Raw genomic sequence first — 14,328 nt, forward strand, 5'->3', positions numbered from 1 at the left:
CCCCCAACTCCCTCACCCTGGGGCCTGTCGGACGCGGCAGGCCTTTTTTTTGTGTATTTTTCAGGAGACCGACATGGACAGTCCCGCAACGGACCTATCGCAAAAGCTGAGCCGCGAGGCCGAGGCTGTGTGCCGCCAATACCTCTCCAATGGTCGAAAGCATGGCAATTACTGGGTCGTCGGCGACGTCGACAACACTCCTGGTCGCAGCCTCTACATCCGTCTCTCCGGGCCGACCCGCGGCAAGGGCGCAGCGGGCAAATGGACCGATGCCGCCACCGGCGAACATGGTGATCTGCTCGACCTCATAGCAGCCAATCTCAATCTCTCCACACTCCGCGACACGCTCGACGAGGCACGACGCTTTCTGAGCCTGCCACGTCCCGAACCGCCCGCAAGACAGCCCCAGACGCCGGTAGCGCGTGGATCGCCCGAGGCGGCACGGCGGCTTTGGGCGATGGGTCAGCCGATCGCGGGCACGTTGGCGGAGCGTTATCTCTCCGCACGCGGTCTGAAAGGCCTTCGAAGTGTGGGCGCACTCCGGTTTCATCCGAACTGCTACTACTGGAGAGAGGGTGCAGATGTCGACGACGCACCCGACGCTTGGCCCGCACTACTCGCCAAGGTCACCGACACTGCCGGAACCCTGACCGGCGTTCATCGGACCTGGCTTGATCCGCAGACGGCCGAAAAGGCTCCGCTCGATCCCAACCGCAAGGCGATGGGCAATCTGCTCGGCCACGCCGCCAGGATCGGATCACCGACCGACATTCTCGCTGTCGGCGAAGGCCTGGAGACGATGCTCTCGATAAGGCAAGCACTTTCCAGTCTTACGGTTGCCGCAGCGCTTTCCGGCAACCATCTCGCAGCGTTCGATCCGCCCGCAGATCGCCGCCGACTCTATGTCGCCATCGACAATGACGGGGCCGGTCAGGCGGCTTTCGATGCACTGGTCGAGCGCTTCGCGGACAGCGACCTGCACCTCTTGCCGTTGCGACCCATGCTGGATGATTTCAACGGCGATCTCCGGAAATGCGGCATCGACGAGATGCGCAGCCATTTGCGTCCCCAGCTCTCACCGGTCGATGTTCCGACCTTGCTGGCGGTCGAGACCGGCTGAAGTCGAGAACCGGTGTCGTCAGCGGGACAGGCTGAATGAGCCCTCGCCACGGAGCCGCGCCTGACGGCCTTCCCGAGAGGGGCGAGCCGGAGCGGAACCCGCCCGGTCCGGCAATGGCTGCGGCGACACCGTTTTCCGCCGCCGGGCGAGCCCGGCTTTGCATCGCGATTCAAAACGGCGTCGCCTCTGCCATCCTCCGCTGACGCTCCGGCCCTTCTGGCGAAGGGTGCAGGCCCGGTTGCGTCCCGCTTTCCGTCGCCCATGAATGCCGCGCGAGGCGCGGTCAGCGACAAGGAGGCACAACGCCCATGACCCAGCACGAACCCGAGACACGCTCCGCCACAGCCCTCGTCCTCGACGAACTCCAGCTCTTCGGACATCGCCCCTTCGCCGATGAGCCCGATCCGCGGCCATTGCCAGACGCCAGCATCGTCGAAGGCGCGATCGCCGACATCTTTGATGCACTTGTCGTGGCGCTCGGCGACACGCGGCTCGAACCCGATCTCGAAGACCTGCTCTGGTCGACCACCAATGTCTTCCACCGCATGGCGACCCGCATCGATCGCAAGCTCGACGATAACGAACAGGCGCAGCGACGCGCGCAGCGCAGCCAGGACGGCTCTGAAATCCGCTCGGTCGAACTGGAACGCCTCATCGCTGAAGGGCTGACGCTCACCGAACAGCGCAACGCCTATGAGGGCATGCGCGATCTCGCTGCCGAGCATTTCGAAGCACATCTCGGCCAGACTTGGCATCCGCGCTCGGGCAGCCACGTCAATCGCAAGCACATGACCGCCGCGATGATCGACAGCCGCGACTATCTCGACGCGAAGCGCAAGGCCGAACTCGAACCGCTGCTTCCGACAGGCACCAAGATCGCCTTCACCGGCGGGCAGGACGTAAGTGATACCGGGGCCATCTGGGCCGCCCTCGACAAGGTCCGCGCCAAGCACGACGACATGGTGCTCCTGCATGGTGGGTCGCCCAAAGGCGCGGAACGCATCGCGGCCTGTTGGGCCGACAATCGCAAGTGCCAACAGATCGTCTTCAAGCCAGACTGGACTCGCCACGGCAAAGCAGCGCCGTTCAAGCGCAACGATCAACTCCTGGAAACCCTGCCGATCGGTATGATCGTGTTCCCGGGTTCGGGCATCACCGACAATCTCGCCGACAAAGCCAAGGTGCTGGGCATCCCGCTCTATGATTTCCGCGCAACGAAAGGCGGATCGTCATGACCCGTGATGCGTATATCGCATCGCGATGCGCTCAACGGGAATATTCCGCGAACACCGTGGATATGCTATACTTTATTAGTGCCGTGGCGGTGGTGGAGGCGCATCCCATGAGAGGAGACCGCCTATGTTCGTATCAGCCTTCCTAAGTGTCATCGGCCTCGGCTTCCTCGTCTGGGTGTTGTTCGCACTCGCTGTCTACGCGCTCCCCGCCTTTGTCGGGATGAGCGTCGGCATGTATATCTACGACACCGAGGCGGGCGTGATCGCGGCATTAGTGGCTGGTATGTTTGCCGCCGTCTTCACCTATCTCATTGGCCAGATTGTCTTCGCCAAGGTCCAGTCCGTCCCCATCCGTCTCGCCGTCGGCGCGCTCTTCGCGGCGCCTGCCGGCGTCGCCGGTTTTTCCGCGATCAAGGGCCTGTCGCAGATCGGGGGTGCTTCCGAAACTTGGACACTGGCATTCGCGATCATCGGCGGGATCGTCACCGCAGGCACCGCCTGGGTGCGGATCGCAAGCCTCGCCGGTCCTATTGGCGAGGATGATGGGCAGCACACAGAAGCCATCCAGGCGAGCCCTTTCGCGAATGATCGCTGACACCTCGCCGTTTCAGAAAGCCTGACATCACGGTATAGCGCAGGTCAGGCCGAAGCTCGGATATGGGCATTCGGCTGAGCGCGTTTGATCTCGTTAAAGCGCCTCGACCAAGCACAACGCATATCAAACACTTCCAAGCCTAAGTGGGAGGGAGCATTCTCGCAATGCCGGGAGAGCTTGTCGATGAACATGCTCTACGCCGTTCTGCACGCCAGAGCCTGTCTTTCTCCGACCGACATTGCCGATGGATTGCCCGGTCCGAGGGTGGCGGTCATTTCTCATCCCATGCCCTCGTCACCCGCGTCCGTCACGGCCTCTCATTGGGCTGATCTGACCGGGATCGGCTGACGCCTCGACCGCCTCAGCCGCAACGCCGGGGGCGGACTTTCTTCCCCTGGGCTTTGCCCATTCCTCGCGGGACGACCCTTACGGGTCCAAGAAAGACCGCCCCCGGCGTCCTCCGCTGGCGCTGCGGGCCAAGGGCTGCGTCGGCGGATCGTCCCGGTCCTGACGATCGCCATCGAGACCGCGACGGGCGCGGGATCGAAAACCAAAGGAGAAATGACATGGCCACCATCGGAACCTTCAAGAAGACCGGCAACGAATACGTCGGAGAAATCGTCACCCTCAACGTGCAGGCGCAGAACGTCCGCATCGTCCCGGAGGACAGCACCTCAGGCGAGAACGCTCCCTCCCACCGGGTCTTCGTCGGCCGCGCCGAGATCGGCGCCGCCTGGTCGAAGCGCTCGAACGAGGACCGCGATTATCTTAGCCTCAAGCTGGACGATCCGAGCTTCACCCAGCCGATCTACGCCAACCTCTTCGATGACACGGTCGTCGAAGGCGGCGAAGAGACCTTCAGCCTCATCTGGTCCCGGGCACGCCGCAAGAACGGCGACTGAGCACCGCAGCCTCAGCCCCGCCCGGGAGACCGGGCGGGGTTTTTTCCTATACGGGTAACCAGTATTTGCGAATGTGTGTATCGTGATCGCTCATCCCGCAATCGAATGGCGGCGCCGAGCCCGATTTTGAGATTCTACGGTTTGCAAACTTAGCTATTTTTATTTGGTTTCTTAGAGTTGCGCATCACACCAGCTTTGAACCGCATGACAGAACTGCTCAACTCGTGCAGGGCGCCTTGTCCCCGAAGCAAGTGCGAGATTCACTGGTAAGCGTGCGGCTCGCAGGGCCGGTTTCACGTCGACCAATCTGCCTTCTTCAAGGTCAGCCGCAACGAACCAATGCGGCATGATCGCGATGCCAACGCCCTGCATCGCGGCTTCATAAACGGCAAAAATGTTGTCGCTCGCCATCTTCGGCGTGACGGAGAATGTCTGCGGCGTTTCGCTTTCATCGAACAACCCAATCCGGTTTCCCTCGAAGGGACCAAGTGTCAGCCAGGGCATTGTCTCTAGATCAATTCCAGCATGTCGCGCCAAACATTCCGGTGTCCCGACGACAAGTCGTTCCACCCGCGCCAGTTCCCGCACGACAAGCGTCTCATCCTGGACAGGACCAACCTTGAGCCAGCAATCGCAGCCTTCCTCGGCAAAACGGATCGGATCATCTCGCAGCCGCCAGTCTATCGTGATGTTTGGGTGATCCTTCATGAACTGCGCGGAAGCCCTAATAAACAGGCTCTGGCCAAGGGCGACCGGTGCGATGACCCGGATGGTGCCCTTCAGCGCGTCATCTTCGCTATGACGATCTTCAATCGCCTCCCATTCCCCGATCATACGCCGCGCATCTGCCAACAGCGCCAGACCGTCTGGCGTCAGCGTGACATCATGTGTGGTGCGCCGCACGAGAACAACGCCAAGTCGGCTCTCCAAGGCGGCAAGCTGCCTGGAAACTGAGGGCTGTGACGTGCCGAGATCACGCGCTGCCCCGGAGAGCGATTGCCGCTCAGCAATACGAACGAAGGTTTCAAGAAGGGCGAGGCGGTCAAAACGGGTGCTCATACGTTGATCGTATAGCAGTCTTACTCTTCATGCTACTACCGTCTCAGAGAGTGATGGGTATGTTCTTGGCAACAGAAACGAAAGGAACCAAGACATGACCAATGAATTAGACACGACCTTTACATTCCTGAACGGGCGGACCGTGAACCGCATCGGATATGGTGCCATGCGCCTAACAGGCCAGCCCCGCAATTTTGGTCCCTACGCCGATTGGCAGGGCGGCATTGACCTGCTGCGCCGTGCCCGTGATCTCGGAATCAACCACATCGATACAGCCCGGGCCTACGGCCCGCATGAGAACGAAAAACTGATCGCGGATGCGCTAGTGGGTGCCGATGGCAGCTATGGCGATATGTTCATCGCCTCCAAAGGCGGCGTCGAGAAAAGCGCCACCAGCCTCACGCGGGATACCTCGGCCGATACGATGAAACGACATCTCGAAGATAGTCTCGCCAACCTCAGCACGGACAAGATCGACCTCTACTATGTGCATGCGCCCGACGGCGTCACACCGGTTTCCGAGAGTGTGGCAGCGCTGGAAGAGATGCGCCAAGCAGGAAAAATTGAAATGATCGGTTTATCCAACGTCTCCCAAACGCAAGTCGAGGACGCGCTGAAGGTCGCGCCGATTGCGGCGGTGCAGAACCGCTATTCGCCCGCCGATGAACATGATGCCGCGCTAGAAGAGATGATCGACTGGCTGAACGAACATGGCACCGCGTTTGTGCCGCACGGTCCATTGGGTGCAAACCCAATGAAACAGGGCGCAGCGGTCGATCCGGGCGAAGCACTACGCACCTTGTTGGCGCGCGCACCGAACGTCCTTGTCATTCCCGGCACGACGACAATCGCGCATCTGGAAGCCAACGCAGCAGCACTGGCAGCCTGACATGCGCGGGGTGCTGATCACCTGGGCGGCAGCATGGCCAACAATCACGGCACTGTTGTTCGCTCTTGAAGGAACGCTTGGGCATTGGCCTTTGGCCCTGCGCACGCTCCTTTTGACCGGCGTGATGGTCCCCGCGATGACCGTCGTGATCGTTCCGGCATTGACCCGGATGCTCGGTCACTTCTCCAAAAACTATCGGAAAGGGCGTCACACGGACGCCTAGACCAGACCGGCATTCAAAAATGTGTAAACGCGAAAAACCGCCGTTCGGCTTTCAACGGTGTACGACCGCTCCGGTCCCAAGAGCCGATATCTGGGTGGGCTGCCGCCGAAGGATTAGCCTTCGTCTCGTGTGCCTTCCTTCAACAGCAGATCCGGTCGCACATCCAGCGCCAGCGCGGCGTGCCACAGGGTTATGATCGTGACGTTCTGCTGGCCGCGCTCCATCGAACTCACATGGGCGCGATCCACGCCCATCTTCACGGCCAACGCCGCTTGGCTCATATCAGCTAAAGTTCTGTAGTGCTTGAGATTGTTCCCAAAAATCTGCCGGATATCCATCCGACGACAAAAGACCTATCGCGTATTTTAGTGCGACGTATTATAATACACATCCTATGCCATGTCGTTCAGCGATCAGATACGTAAATGCAGCCTTTCAGCCGTGCGGCAGTTGCGCGAAGCCATGTAAATGAGGCATTAACCATATGGGCATCAACGGTGCCCATGGGGGATAAGATGAGCAGCGAGATTAGTCGAAAACTTACCGATACCCCGCCAAACAGCGACCACCTGACCGAATATGACCGCGCCCAGCTCAAGCTTTATGCACGCCTCCTCGACGCGGAAGCCGATGGGGCGGCGCTTTCGGAAGTCGCGCACCGCCTGTTCGGGATCGACGCCAAAGACGAACCGGAGCGCGCCAGACGCGTGCATAACAATCACCTCGTGCGCGCTCACTGGGTCGCTGAGCAAGGCTACCGCGACCTCCTGACGAACGCCTGAAGCCGCAATAAGCGAGCTTGCGCGTGATGCCCTTCGCGCATCGCCCTATGCCGTCCGTCTCCCTACGCTTTCCCGTTTAACGCGAGCATATTGCTGAGTCCAAAGCGTCTGACGCTCGGCGCGTAACAGTTGGAGAGCGGATATGCCGACGAACTGGAGAGACGAAACCGATTACGATTACATCGAAAAACTCGATGCCTCCGGTCTGGCCTGGGAATGCCTCAGGCGCAATCCAGACTACCGCGCCGCGTTTCCAGATATGACCGAGAACGAGGCGGCCGCTTGGAGGTTGCGATTTCCCGGTCGATCCTGAGCTAAAGGCAACGGATGCGAAACTCTACTGGAAGCCATCCGTTGCGCCAGTCGTAACATGCTTGATGACGGCCAGAAATCTCTGTGAGGCCGAACACGCTGTCTTCGATCAAATCATCCTCGAAACGAGGCGTGGCGACCATGGTCGCTACTGGTCGTGCATTCGTACCGGATTGATCGTCGTTTCGGACGACGCCTTGACCGAAGACCGCCCCCGCGCCGTCATCGTGCCTTTGACGCCTGACTGGTCCATCAGAGTCGCCACCGCAGAGCGTCTAAGGCGTGTCTGGCGTGGTCAAACCCCACGCGCTCTGTTCACCCTTCAACGACGTAAACGCATCGGTCATGCGCTCCGCACGAACGATGCACGGCAATCGGGGACGCGTCTGCGCGACATTGCGGTGACCTATTTCGGCGCACGACGGGTCGCCGCCGAACCTTGGAAGACGAGCGCTCTGAAAGCGCAGGTCGCGCGTCTCGCCGCATATGGACGTACCCTCGTAAGTGACGGCTATCGACAGCTATTGCGCGGGAAATCAGCAGCCCGCTTGCCTCGAAAGTAACTGTCTCACCGTCCCCCAAACAGATCCTATCGGAACACCACTCGTCCTTCTCGAAGGGGTGACGATTCCTCGCGAGAATCTTCATCATCCCTCCTGGGCGCTCTTCTCCGCTTCTCTGGCCATCAGCCGTCCCTCGCATCCCGCGACGGACCCGCGATGACCAGAGGAGCCCCCGATGCCCGATCCCAATGCCGGCCTTCCGCCGCGCTATCTGAGAACCCCTGAAGCCGCCCGCTTTCTCGGCCTATCCGGCCGCACGCTGGAGAAACACCGCACTTACGGCACCGGCCCGAAGTATTCCAAGATCGGCGGGCGTGTCGTTTACGCGGTCGAAGATCTGCAAGCCTGGGTCAGCCGCGGCGAGAAACGCTCGACCTCCGACGACACCGGCGACACCGTGCTTCCGGCCAAACGGCATGCGGCGATCTCGCCGGCCTATAGCGGCGAGAAGCGCTCATGAGCGGGCGCACGACCATCGAACTCACATGGATCGAAGGCCGCATCGAGCGCTGGCTGCGCTTCGGACGGATCGTTCAGGAGACGATCAAAAGCCGCTCGATCCGCGTCGTCGGTGTCGATCCCGGCAGCGTCTTCGCCTTCGTTCGCTGGGCCGCGAACGACTACGGCACAATCGAGAGCCGGATCGATATCCTGCAAGCGACCCGCCCGGGCGAGCGCTATTCGACGGTCCCATTCGTGACGCCAGGCGGGGTGTCTCTGCTGCGGCTTTCGGGCTGGCCCAAGGTCGAAGCGGCGCTGCTCTCAATCGACCAGATCGAGGCCGAACACATCGCGCCGGAGGACGTCTGCCCAGACCACTGGCGGCACGTCCATAACCGCCTCAACTGTAATCTCGAACCGCGTCGTTACACAGCATTTCGGCATGCCGCCTGGCTCAAACGTCGGGCGCTGGCAGCATGAAACGCGCACACACCTCGCTCATCATCGGCAGCGCCGGTATCGCCCTGATCGCATTCTCCGCGATCGTCCACGCCAACCCGATCCTGGTCTGGAACGCATCGGCCAGCGTGCCCATCGGCTTCTACGCCGTGCAGCCCATCGACGCCCCGAAGATTGGCGAGCTAGTCGTACTGGAACCGCCATCGCCGCTCGGCGACTGGCTCCTGGAGCACAGCTATCTCGGCGCCGACGTCCCTCTCATCAAGCATGTCGCCGCCCTTCCGGGACAGCGTGTCTGCCGCATTGGCGTCACGGTCAGCATTGACGGGGTAGCGGTAGCAACAGCGAAAGAGCGCGACCGCTTCGACCGCCCGCTGCCCGTTTGGCAGGGCTGTCATCTGCTCACCGACGAACAGATCTTCTTCCTCAATCCCGACACCGAGGCGAGCCTCGACGGCCGGTATTTCGGGCCGTTGCCGCGCGACACGATCATCGGCCGCGCCGTCGCGATCTTCACGCGGGAGGGCTGACGCGATGGCCTTCCTTCGCCCTTCCGGCCGTCGCTTCGTTGCCGCTTCCGCGATCTTGTTCGTGCTTTCCGGTTGCACCAATCCGCCCGCCGCTGACGCACGGGATACGGTCTCGCGCTCCGCAGAGACCTCCGGGCCGACGTCCGACATCGAAGCGTATATCGCAGAAGCGGCGCAGCGCTTCGGCATCCCCGAGCGCTGGATACGCTCCGTCATGCAGGCCGAGAGCGCGGGCAATCCCCGCGCCGTCAGCAGCGCCGGTGCGATGGGTCTAATGCAGATCATGCCCGGCACCTGGGCCGAGCTTCGCGCGGCCCATGGGTTCGGATCGGACCCGTTCGACCGTCGCGAGAACATCCTCGCGGGCGCGGCCTATCTGCGTCAGATGTACGACCAGTTTGGCGCGCCGGGGTTTCTCGCGGCCTACAATGCTGGCCCCGGGCGGTATGCCGAGCACCTGCGAACTGGGCGCACCTTGCCGCGTGAGACCCGTCTTTACGTTGCCGCGCTTTCGCAAGAGCTTGGCTTTTCGGATGCAGCGCCGTTGCAGCCAGTGCGCACAGTTTCTACCGATCGGTGGCAGTCCGCACCGATCTTTGCATCGGTATCAGCTTCGCGTGAAACGCAACGCAGTGCAGAGCCAGACCGAGCATCCGCTGATGTTCGGTCTGCCGAAAAACCCCGCCAATCGGGTTCTCAGAACAGCCAACCAAACCCGCTTTTCGTCTCCAGAACCGAGGAGTCAGACCGATGATCGTAGCGATCTGGCTGCGCCCCGTTCCGTCGTGCTGCTTCGTATGGAATGCGGCAGGCGGAGGATTGCAGACCAACTCAACGACGGGAGGGCAAGATAAAAGGCCGGACGCGCAAAGCGTCTACGGCGTTGTTGTTGTTAGGGTTTTTGCGTGCTGCCCGCTTGGTCAAAGTGCTGCACCCAGGGTTATCTCACTGATTCTCCGTCCCTTTCACCGTGCCACGCCTGTTTTTGGGGAGGCACGAGCATGAGCCAGCGCGATAACGACATCCGCATCAAGCCGGGTCGCATCCGCGACAAAGGCCCGTCAGCCAAACGCGCCAAGAGCTTCGTCGGACAGGTCATGCGTGCCGCGAAGAAAGCGGGGCATACCGGCAATCATTTCAGGACGAGCGGCGCTCGCTCTGGTCGATCGACGTTCGGGCGTGGACGCTTCGTGCGAGTCTCAAGAGGCCTCGCGCGAGCCCAGCGCCGGGTTGTCGTGAATGCGCGGATCGTTAGACATCGCGGCCAGAAGTTTCGCTCGGTGCCGCTTGCCAAGCACCTCGACTATCTGAAGCGCGAGGGCGTCACCAAGGATGGCCGAAATGCGGTGATGTTCGACAAAGAACATGAGCAGGCCGACGACCGCGTTTTTGCCGCCAGCACCGAGGACGATCGGCACCATTTTCGCTTCATCGTCTCGCCGGAAGACGCCGGGCAAATGCAGGATCTGCGCGCCTTCACCCGCGACCTTATGGCCCAAGCCGAGCGCGATCTCGGCACCGAACTCAGTTGGGTCGCGGTCGATCATTGGAACACCGACAATCCGCATATTCATGTGATGGTGCGCGGCAAGGCCGATGACGGGAAAGACCTCGTGATCTCGCGCGACTACATCAGCCGCGGTTTGCGGGGCCGCGCAGAGGAACTCGTCGAGCTCGAACTCGGACCACGCAGCGAGAAGGAAATCGCCGCCGGTCTCGATGTCGAAGTGAAGGCCGAGCGCTGGACTGGACTGGACCGGGTGCTGCGGTCCTACTCGGACGACACACTCGGCATTGCGGATATGCGGCCGGGCGCACCCGATCTCGACGACAAAGACCTCAAGCGCCGGATGATCGGGCGCGCGCAGACGTTGGAACGGTTCGGGCTCGCCGAAAAGCTCGCGCCCTCGGTCTGGCAGCTCAAGCCCGGCATGGAAGACACGCTGCGCGAGATGGCCGTGCGCGGCGACATCATCAAGACGATGCATCGTTCGATGGGTGGTCAGGCTCGCGCACAAACCGACTTCGCCATCGAAGGACATCCGGACACTCCCATCCTCGGCAAGCTGGTCGATCGCGGGCTGCACAACGAACTCTCGGGCGAAGCTTACGCGGTCATCGACGGGGTCGATGGCCGTCTCCATCATCTGCGCTTTCGCGATCTCGATCTCACCGGCGACACGCCTCTCGGCGGGATCGTCGAGACGCGGAGCTGGGCCGGGAAGGATGTTGGGGCGCGACGCCTCGCCTTAGTCGGGCGGTCGGACATCGCGCTCGGCAAACAAGTCGATGCCGACGGCGCGACCTGGGTCGATCGGTTGGCGCTCGCCAAGACACGCGCGCCGTTGGCGCAGAGCGGGTTCGGAGCCGAGGTCCGCGACGCTCTGGAAAAACGCGCCGAGCATTTGGTCGGTCAGGGTCTTGCGACGCGGCAAGGTCACCGAGGCACCTTCAACCGCGATCTCTTGAAGACACTCCGCCAGCGCGATCTCGATAGAGCGGCGAGCAAGACCACAGACGAGACCGGTCTGCCATTTCGAAAGTCCGGTGACGGCGAGACCGTTGCCGGAACCTATCGCCAACGCCTTGACCTCGCCTCGGGCCGCTTCGCCATGATCGATGACGGCATGGGCTTCGAGCTCGTGCCCTGGAAACCCCAGCTCGAAAAGTATCTCGGCCAGACCGTCTCGGGCACCGCCACAGCCGGCGGCGGCATCAACTGGTCGCTCGGCCGCAAACGCGGCCTTTCGATCTGACCCGGAGAACCTTGTGACCTCGAAGAAACATGCATCGCCCGCCACCGCCATCCTGTGGGGCCAGATCCTCATCGTCTCGACCGTCGCGCTGCTCTTCGTCTGGGCGGCGACGCAATGGGTCGCGTTCCGGCTCGGCTTCCAGTCCGAATTGGGCGAGCCGATGACGACGATCCTTGGTCTGCCGATCTACGCGCCCTGGAACGTCTTCGTCTGGTGGTACTGGTACGACGCCTATGCGCCGCGCATCTTCATGGAAGGCGCCATCATCGCGGGCGCGGGCGGAATCGCTTCTGTCGGCATGGCCATCTTTCTCTCCGTGTTGCGCGCCCGCGAAGCGAGCAACGTGACCACCTACGGGTCCGCCCGCTGGGGCACCGAGAAGGATATGCGCGAAGCAGGATTGTTCGTCGACGATGGTGTGGTCCTCGGACGCTACCAGTCCCGCTACCTCCGGCATGACGGCCCCGAGCACGTGTTGTGCTTCGCTCCTACGCGATCCGGCAAGGGCGTCGGTCTGGTGGTGCCCTCGCTTCTGACCTGGCCCGGCTCCGCCATCGTCCACGATATCAAGGGCGAGAACTGGCAGCTCACGGCGAACTACCGCTCCCGCTTCAGCCGGGAACTGCTCTTCGATCCAACCGACCCGACCTCGGCGGCCTACAATCCGCTGCTCGAAGTGCGGCGCGGCGACAGTGAAGTGCGCGACGTCCAGAACGTCGCCGATATCCTGGTCGACCCCGAAGGCCTCCTCGAACGACGGAACCACTGGGAGAAGACGAGCCACTCGTTGCTCGTGGGCGCAATCCTGCACGTTCTCTACGCCGAAGCAGACAAAACGTTGGCGGGCGTCGCGGCGTTTCTGTCCGATCCAAAGCGGCCGATCGAGTCGACCCTAGCCGCCATGATGCGGACGCCGCATCTCGGAGATCACCCGCATCCTGTTGTCGCGCAGGCCGCGCGCGAACTCCTGAACAAATCCGAGAACGAACGATCAGGCGTCCTCTCGACGGCGATGAGTTTCCTCGGGCTCTATCGCGATCCGGTCGTGGCCAAAGTCACGCGCCGCTGCGACTGGCGGATCGACGATCTCGTGACCGGCGACAGGCCGGTGACGCTCTATCTCGTCGTGCCGCCATCCGACATCTCGCGCACCAAGCCGCTCATCCGGCTCGTGCTCAATCAGATCGGCAGAAGGCTCACCGAAGACCTGCACGCCAAGCGCAGTCACCGCATGCTGCTGATGCTGGACGAATTCCCGGCGCTCGGCCGCCTCGACTTCTTCGAAAGCCAGCTCGCCTTCATGGCGGGCTACGGCATCAAGGCGTTCCTGATCGCCCAGTCGCTCAATCAGATCGAGAAGGCCTACGGGCAAAACAACGCCATCCTCGACAATTGCCATGTGCGCGTCGCCTTCGCAACAAACGACGAGCGCACGGCCAAGCGCGTATCAGACGCGCTCGGGACAGCGACCGAGATGCGCGCGATGAAGAACTATGCCGGACATCGGCTGTCCCCCTGGCTTGGGCATCTGATGGTCTCGCGCCAAGAGACGGCGCGGCCGCTGCTCACCCCCGGCGAAATGATGCAACTGCCGCCGACCGAAGAGATCGTGCTGGTCTCAGGTTCGCCGCCGGTGCGCGCGGAGAAAGCGCGCTACTATACCGATCCCCAGTTCAAGGCTCGCATTGCGCCGCCGCCGGATCGCACTGCCAGCGATGACTCAGTTAGCAGCACGGCAGACGATTGGAGCGGCGGCGAACCGATCGCTGCGCCGCCACCGAAGAAGCGAAAGTCAACAACCGACGACACCGATAGTGGTGTCCGTCGCGAACCTGACTTGCCGGAACATGAAGACATCGCGCCAGAACCGGCTCCGGCACGCAGCGAGTTCGCCGATCTCGATGACGAACCGGAGGATGATGCACAGCGGGCCAAGGCCATGCGTGACCGGTTCGGCACGGTCGCACGGCAGGCCTCGCTTGATCCCGATGACGGGATCGAGCTCTAGGAGGTGGCCGTGAAGAAAGACCGGCTGAACGTGTATTTCGATCCGGCTTTGTCGGGTGAGTTGGAGGCGTTGGCCGCGAGGCGGAAGGTCTCGAAATCGCAGATCGTGGAGGCGGCGCTCGCCACTTTCCTGTCGCCAGACGGAGCGGATCAGCGCGAGGCGGCGATCGTCCGACGTCTGGATCGGCTGACCCGGGCTGTGGAACGGTTGGAACGCGATCTATCCATCGGCAATGAGGCGATGGCCCTGTTCGTGAAGTTCTGGCTGACCACCACGCCGCCGCCGCCGGATGAGATGCGCGAGGCCGCACAGGCCTCGGGCAAGGAGCGTTATGACGGGTTCGTAGAAGCGCTCGGGCGGCGACTCGCAAAGGGGAAAACGCTCACCAAGGAAGTATCGGAGGACATCCGCGAGCGAACATCCACCGTCTGACGCCATCGCGACTTCATGTGAA

At 62.1% G+C, this 14,328-nt stretch carries 19 protein-coding genes; 17 read left to right on the forward strand and 2 right to left on the reverse strand.

The annotated features are described in order from the left end of the window. The first annotated feature begins 73 nt into the window (after nucleotides 1-73). The 5 genes from V6N02_RS04175 (at nucleotide 74) to V6N02_RS04195 (ending at nucleotide 3,852) form a co-directional block, all read left to right on the forward strand. Nucleotides 74-1,120 carry a DUF7146 domain-containing protein gene (locus tag V6N02_RS04175; RefSeq protein WP_371224230.1) on the forward strand — a complete coding sequence of 349 codons (1,047 nt, stop codon included), beginning with the start codon at nucleotides 74-76 and terminating at the stop codon, nucleotides 1,118-1,120. Nucleotides 1,121-1,428: 308 nt separating this feature from the next. Further along, entirely contained in the window at nucleotides 1,429-2,355 is a 927-nt protein-coding gene (locus V6N02_RS04180) for a DUF2493 domain-containing protein (RefSeq protein ID WP_371224231.1), read from the forward strand. 124 nt (nucleotides 2,356-2,479) lie between these two features. Then, a complete protein-coding gene (locus V6N02_RS04185; protein ID WP_371224232.1) occupies nucleotides 2,480-2,950 on the forward strand; it encodes a hypothetical protein in 471 nt (156 codons plus the stop codon). Between the two features lie 183 nt (nucleotides 2,951-3,133). Continuing rightward, nucleotides 3,134-3,298 (forward strand): hypothetical protein, encoded by a 165-nt coding sequence (locus V6N02_RS04190; protein WP_371224233.1) that lies wholly within the window; start codon nucleotides 3,134-3,136, stop codon nucleotides 3,296-3,298. A 218-nt stretch (nucleotides 3,299-3,516) separates the two neighbouring features. Then, nucleotides 3,517-3,852 carry a DUF736 domain-containing protein gene (locus V6N02_RS04195; protein ID WP_204412223.1) on the forward strand — a complete coding sequence of 112 codons (336 nt, stop codon included), beginning with the start codon at nucleotides 3,517-3,519 and terminating at the stop codon, nucleotides 3,850-3,852. Nucleotides 3,853-4,023: 171 nt separating this feature from the next. Here V6N02_RS04195 and V6N02_RS04200 read toward each other — a convergent pair whose 3' ends face one another. Next, nucleotides 4,024-4,911 carry a LysR family transcriptional regulator gene (locus V6N02_RS04200; protein ID WP_371224234.1) on the reverse strand — a complete coding sequence of 296 codons (888 nt, stop codon included), beginning with the start codon at nucleotides 4,909-4,911 and terminating at the stop codon, nucleotides 4,024-4,026. 94 nt (nucleotides 4,912-5,005) lie between these two features. Between V6N02_RS04200 and V6N02_RS04205 the strand changes: the two genes are divergently transcribed. Both V6N02_RS04205 and V6N02_RS04210 read left to right on the forward strand, forming a co-directional pair. Continuing rightward, nucleotides 5,006-5,800, forward strand: coding sequence for an aldo/keto reductase (locus V6N02_RS04205; protein WP_371224236.1), 795 nt, complete (start codon nucleotides 5,006-5,008; stop codon nucleotides 5,798-5,800). A gap of 1 nt (nucleotide 5,801) precedes the next feature. After that, nucleotides 5,802-6,023 (forward strand): putative antibiotic biosynthesis monooxygenase, encoded by a 222-nt coding sequence (locus V6N02_RS04210; protein WP_371224237.1) that lies wholly within the window; start codon nucleotides 5,802-5,804, stop codon nucleotides 6,021-6,023. Nucleotides 6,024-6,136: 113 nt separating this feature from the next. Here V6N02_RS04210 and V6N02_RS04215 read toward each other — a convergent pair whose 3' ends face one another. After that, on the reverse strand, nucleotides 6,137-6,361 hold the full coding sequence (locus V6N02_RS04215) for a helix-turn-helix domain-containing protein (RefSeq protein ID WP_371224239.1): 225 nt from the start codon (nucleotides 6,359-6,361) through the stop codon (nucleotides 6,137-6,139). 177 nt (nucleotides 6,362-6,538) lie between these two features. On the opposite strand from V6N02_RS04215, the gene V6N02_RS04220 reads away from it, so the two are divergent. The 10 genes from V6N02_RS04220 (at nucleotide 6,539) to V6N02_RS04265 (ending at nucleotide 14,306) form a co-directional block, all read left to right on the forward strand. Beyond that, complete coding sequence (locus V6N02_RS04220) at nucleotides 6,539-6,805, forward strand: DNA -binding domain-containing protein (protein ID WP_371224243.1); 267 nt, start codon at nucleotides 6,539-6,541, stop codon at nucleotides 6,803-6,805. Nucleotides 6,806-6,947: 142 nt separating this feature from the next. Beyond that, nucleotides 6,948-7,118: a transcriptional regulator domain-containing protein gene (locus V6N02_RS04225; RefSeq protein ID WP_371224244.1), complete on the forward strand. Its 171-nt coding sequence runs from the start codon at nucleotides 6,948-6,950 to the stop codon at nucleotides 7,116-7,118. Nucleotides 7,119-7,182: 64 nt separating this feature from the next. Next, nucleotides 7,183-7,680 carry a DUF2285 domain-containing protein gene (locus V6N02_RS04230; protein ID WP_371224246.1) on the forward strand — a complete coding sequence of 166 codons (498 nt, stop codon included), beginning with the start codon at nucleotides 7,183-7,185 and terminating at the stop codon, nucleotides 7,678-7,680. Between the two features lie 175 nt (nucleotides 7,681-7,855). Beyond that, nucleotides 7,856-8,140: a helix-turn-helix transcriptional regulator gene (locus tag V6N02_RS04235; protein WP_111793675.1), complete on the forward strand. Its 285-nt coding sequence runs from the start codon at nucleotides 7,856-7,858 to the stop codon at nucleotides 8,138-8,140. Beyond that, nucleotides 8,137-8,601, forward strand: a complete 465-nt coding sequence (locus tag V6N02_RS04240) for a DUF2840 domain-containing protein (RefSeq protein WP_371224247.1) — start codon at nucleotides 8,137-8,139, stop codon at nucleotides 8,599-8,601. The genes V6N02_RS04235 and V6N02_RS04240 overlap by 4 nt, the downstream gene beginning before the upstream one ends. Then, on the forward strand, nucleotides 8,598-9,110 hold the full coding sequence (locus V6N02_RS04245) for a S26 family signal peptidase (RefSeq protein ID WP_371224248.1): 513 nt from the start codon (nucleotides 8,598-8,600) through the stop codon (nucleotides 9,108-9,110). The genes V6N02_RS04240 and V6N02_RS04245 overlap by 4 nt, the downstream gene beginning before the upstream one ends. 4 nt (nucleotides 9,111-9,114) lie before the next feature. Continuing rightward, a complete protein-coding gene (locus V6N02_RS04250; protein WP_371224249.1) occupies nucleotides 9,115-9,864 on the forward strand; it encodes a lytic transglycosylase domain-containing protein in 750 nt (249 codons plus the stop codon). Between the two features lie 247 nt (nucleotides 9,865-10,111). Next, nucleotides 10,112-11,866, forward strand: a complete 1,755-nt coding sequence (locus V6N02_RS04255; RefSeq protein WP_371224250.1) for a relaxase/mobilization nuclease domain-containing protein — start codon at nucleotides 10,112-10,114, stop codon at nucleotides 11,864-11,866. Nucleotides 11,867-11,879: 13 nt separating this feature from the next. Next, entirely contained in the window at nucleotides 11,880-13,874 is a 1,995-nt protein-coding gene (locus tag V6N02_RS04260; protein WP_371224252.1) for a conjugal transfer protein TraG, read from the forward strand. A gap of 9 nt (nucleotides 13,875-13,883) precedes the next feature. Then, nucleotides 13,884-14,306 (forward strand): ribbon-helix-helix domain-containing protein, encoded by a 423-nt coding sequence (locus tag V6N02_RS04265; RefSeq protein WP_371224253.1) that lies wholly within the window; start codon nucleotides 13,884-13,886, stop codon nucleotides 14,304-14,306. Nucleotides 14,307-14,328: the final 22 nt, after the last annotated feature.

It is taken from the genome of Roseovarius conchicola, assembly GCF_041403425.1.
GTDB lineage: Bacteria > Pseudomonadota > Alphaproteobacteria > Rhodobacterales > Rhodobacteraceae > Roseovarius > Roseovarius conchicola.

Excerpts from the sequence above, each read along its gene's own strand:
- V6N02_RS04200 (WP_371224234.1), bottom strand. The coding sequence starts at position 4,911 with ATGAGCACCCGTTTTGACCGCCTCGCCCTTCTTGAAACCTTCGTTCGT.
- V6N02_RS04225 (WP_371224244.1), top strand. The coding sequence starts at position 6,948 with ATGCCGACGAACTGGAGAGACGAAACCGATTACGATTACATCGAAAAA.
- V6N02_RS04190 (WP_371224233.1), top strand. The coding sequence starts at position 3,134 with ATGAACATGCTCTACGCCGTTCTGCACGCCAGAGCCTGTCTTTCTCCG.
- V6N02_RS04205 (WP_371224236.1), top strand. The coding sequence starts at position 5,006 with ATGACCAATGAATTAGACACGACCTTTACATTCCTGAACGGGCGGACC.
- V6N02_RS04255 (WP_371224250.1), top strand. The coding sequence starts at position 10,112 with ATGAGCCAGCGCGATAACGACATCCGCATCAAGCCGGGTCGCATCCGC.
- V6N02_RS04185 (WP_371224232.1), top strand. The coding sequence starts at position 2,480 with ATGTTCGTATCAGCCTTCCTAAGTGTCATCGGCCTCGGCTTCCTCGTC.
- V6N02_RS04235 (WP_111793675.1), top strand. The coding sequence starts at position 7,856 with ATGCCCGATCCCAATGCCGGCCTTCCGCCGCGCTATCTGAGAACCCCT.
- V6N02_RS04215 (WP_371224239.1), bottom strand. The coding sequence starts at position 6,361 with ATGGATATCCGGCAGATTTTTGGGAACAATCTCAAGCACTACAGAACT.
- V6N02_RS04180 (WP_371224231.1), top strand. The coding sequence starts at position 1,429 with ATGACCCAGCACGAACCCGAGACACGCTCCGCCACAGCCCTCGTCCTC.
- V6N02_RS04210 (WP_371224237.1), top strand. The coding sequence starts at position 5,802 with ATGCGCGGGGTGCTGATCACCTGGGCGGCAGCATGGCCAACAATCACG.
- V6N02_RS04245 (WP_371224248.1), top strand. The coding sequence starts at position 8,598 with ATGAAACGCGCACACACCTCGCTCATCATCGGCAGCGCCGGTATCGCC.
- V6N02_RS04175 (WP_371224230.1), top strand. The coding sequence starts at position 74 with ATGGACAGTCCCGCAACGGACCTATCGCAAAAGCTGAGCCGCGAGGCC.
- V6N02_RS04230 (WP_371224246.1), top strand. The coding sequence starts at position 7,183 with ATGACGGCCAGAAATCTCTGTGAGGCCGAACACGCTGTCTTCGATCAA.
- V6N02_RS04195 (WP_204412223.1), top strand. The coding sequence starts at position 3,517 with ATGGCCACCATCGGAACCTTCAAGAAGACCGGCAACGAATACGTCGGA.
- V6N02_RS04250 (WP_371224249.1), top strand. The coding sequence starts at position 9,115 with ATGGCCTTCCTTCGCCCTTCCGGCCGTCGCTTCGTTGCCGCTTCCGCG.
- V6N02_RS04220 (WP_371224243.1), top strand. The coding sequence starts at position 6,539 with ATGAGCAGCGAGATTAGTCGAAAACTTACCGATACCCCGCCAAACAGC.
- V6N02_RS04240 (WP_371224247.1), top strand. The coding sequence starts at position 8,137 with ATGAGCGGGCGCACGACCATCGAACTCACATGGATCGAAGGCCGCATC.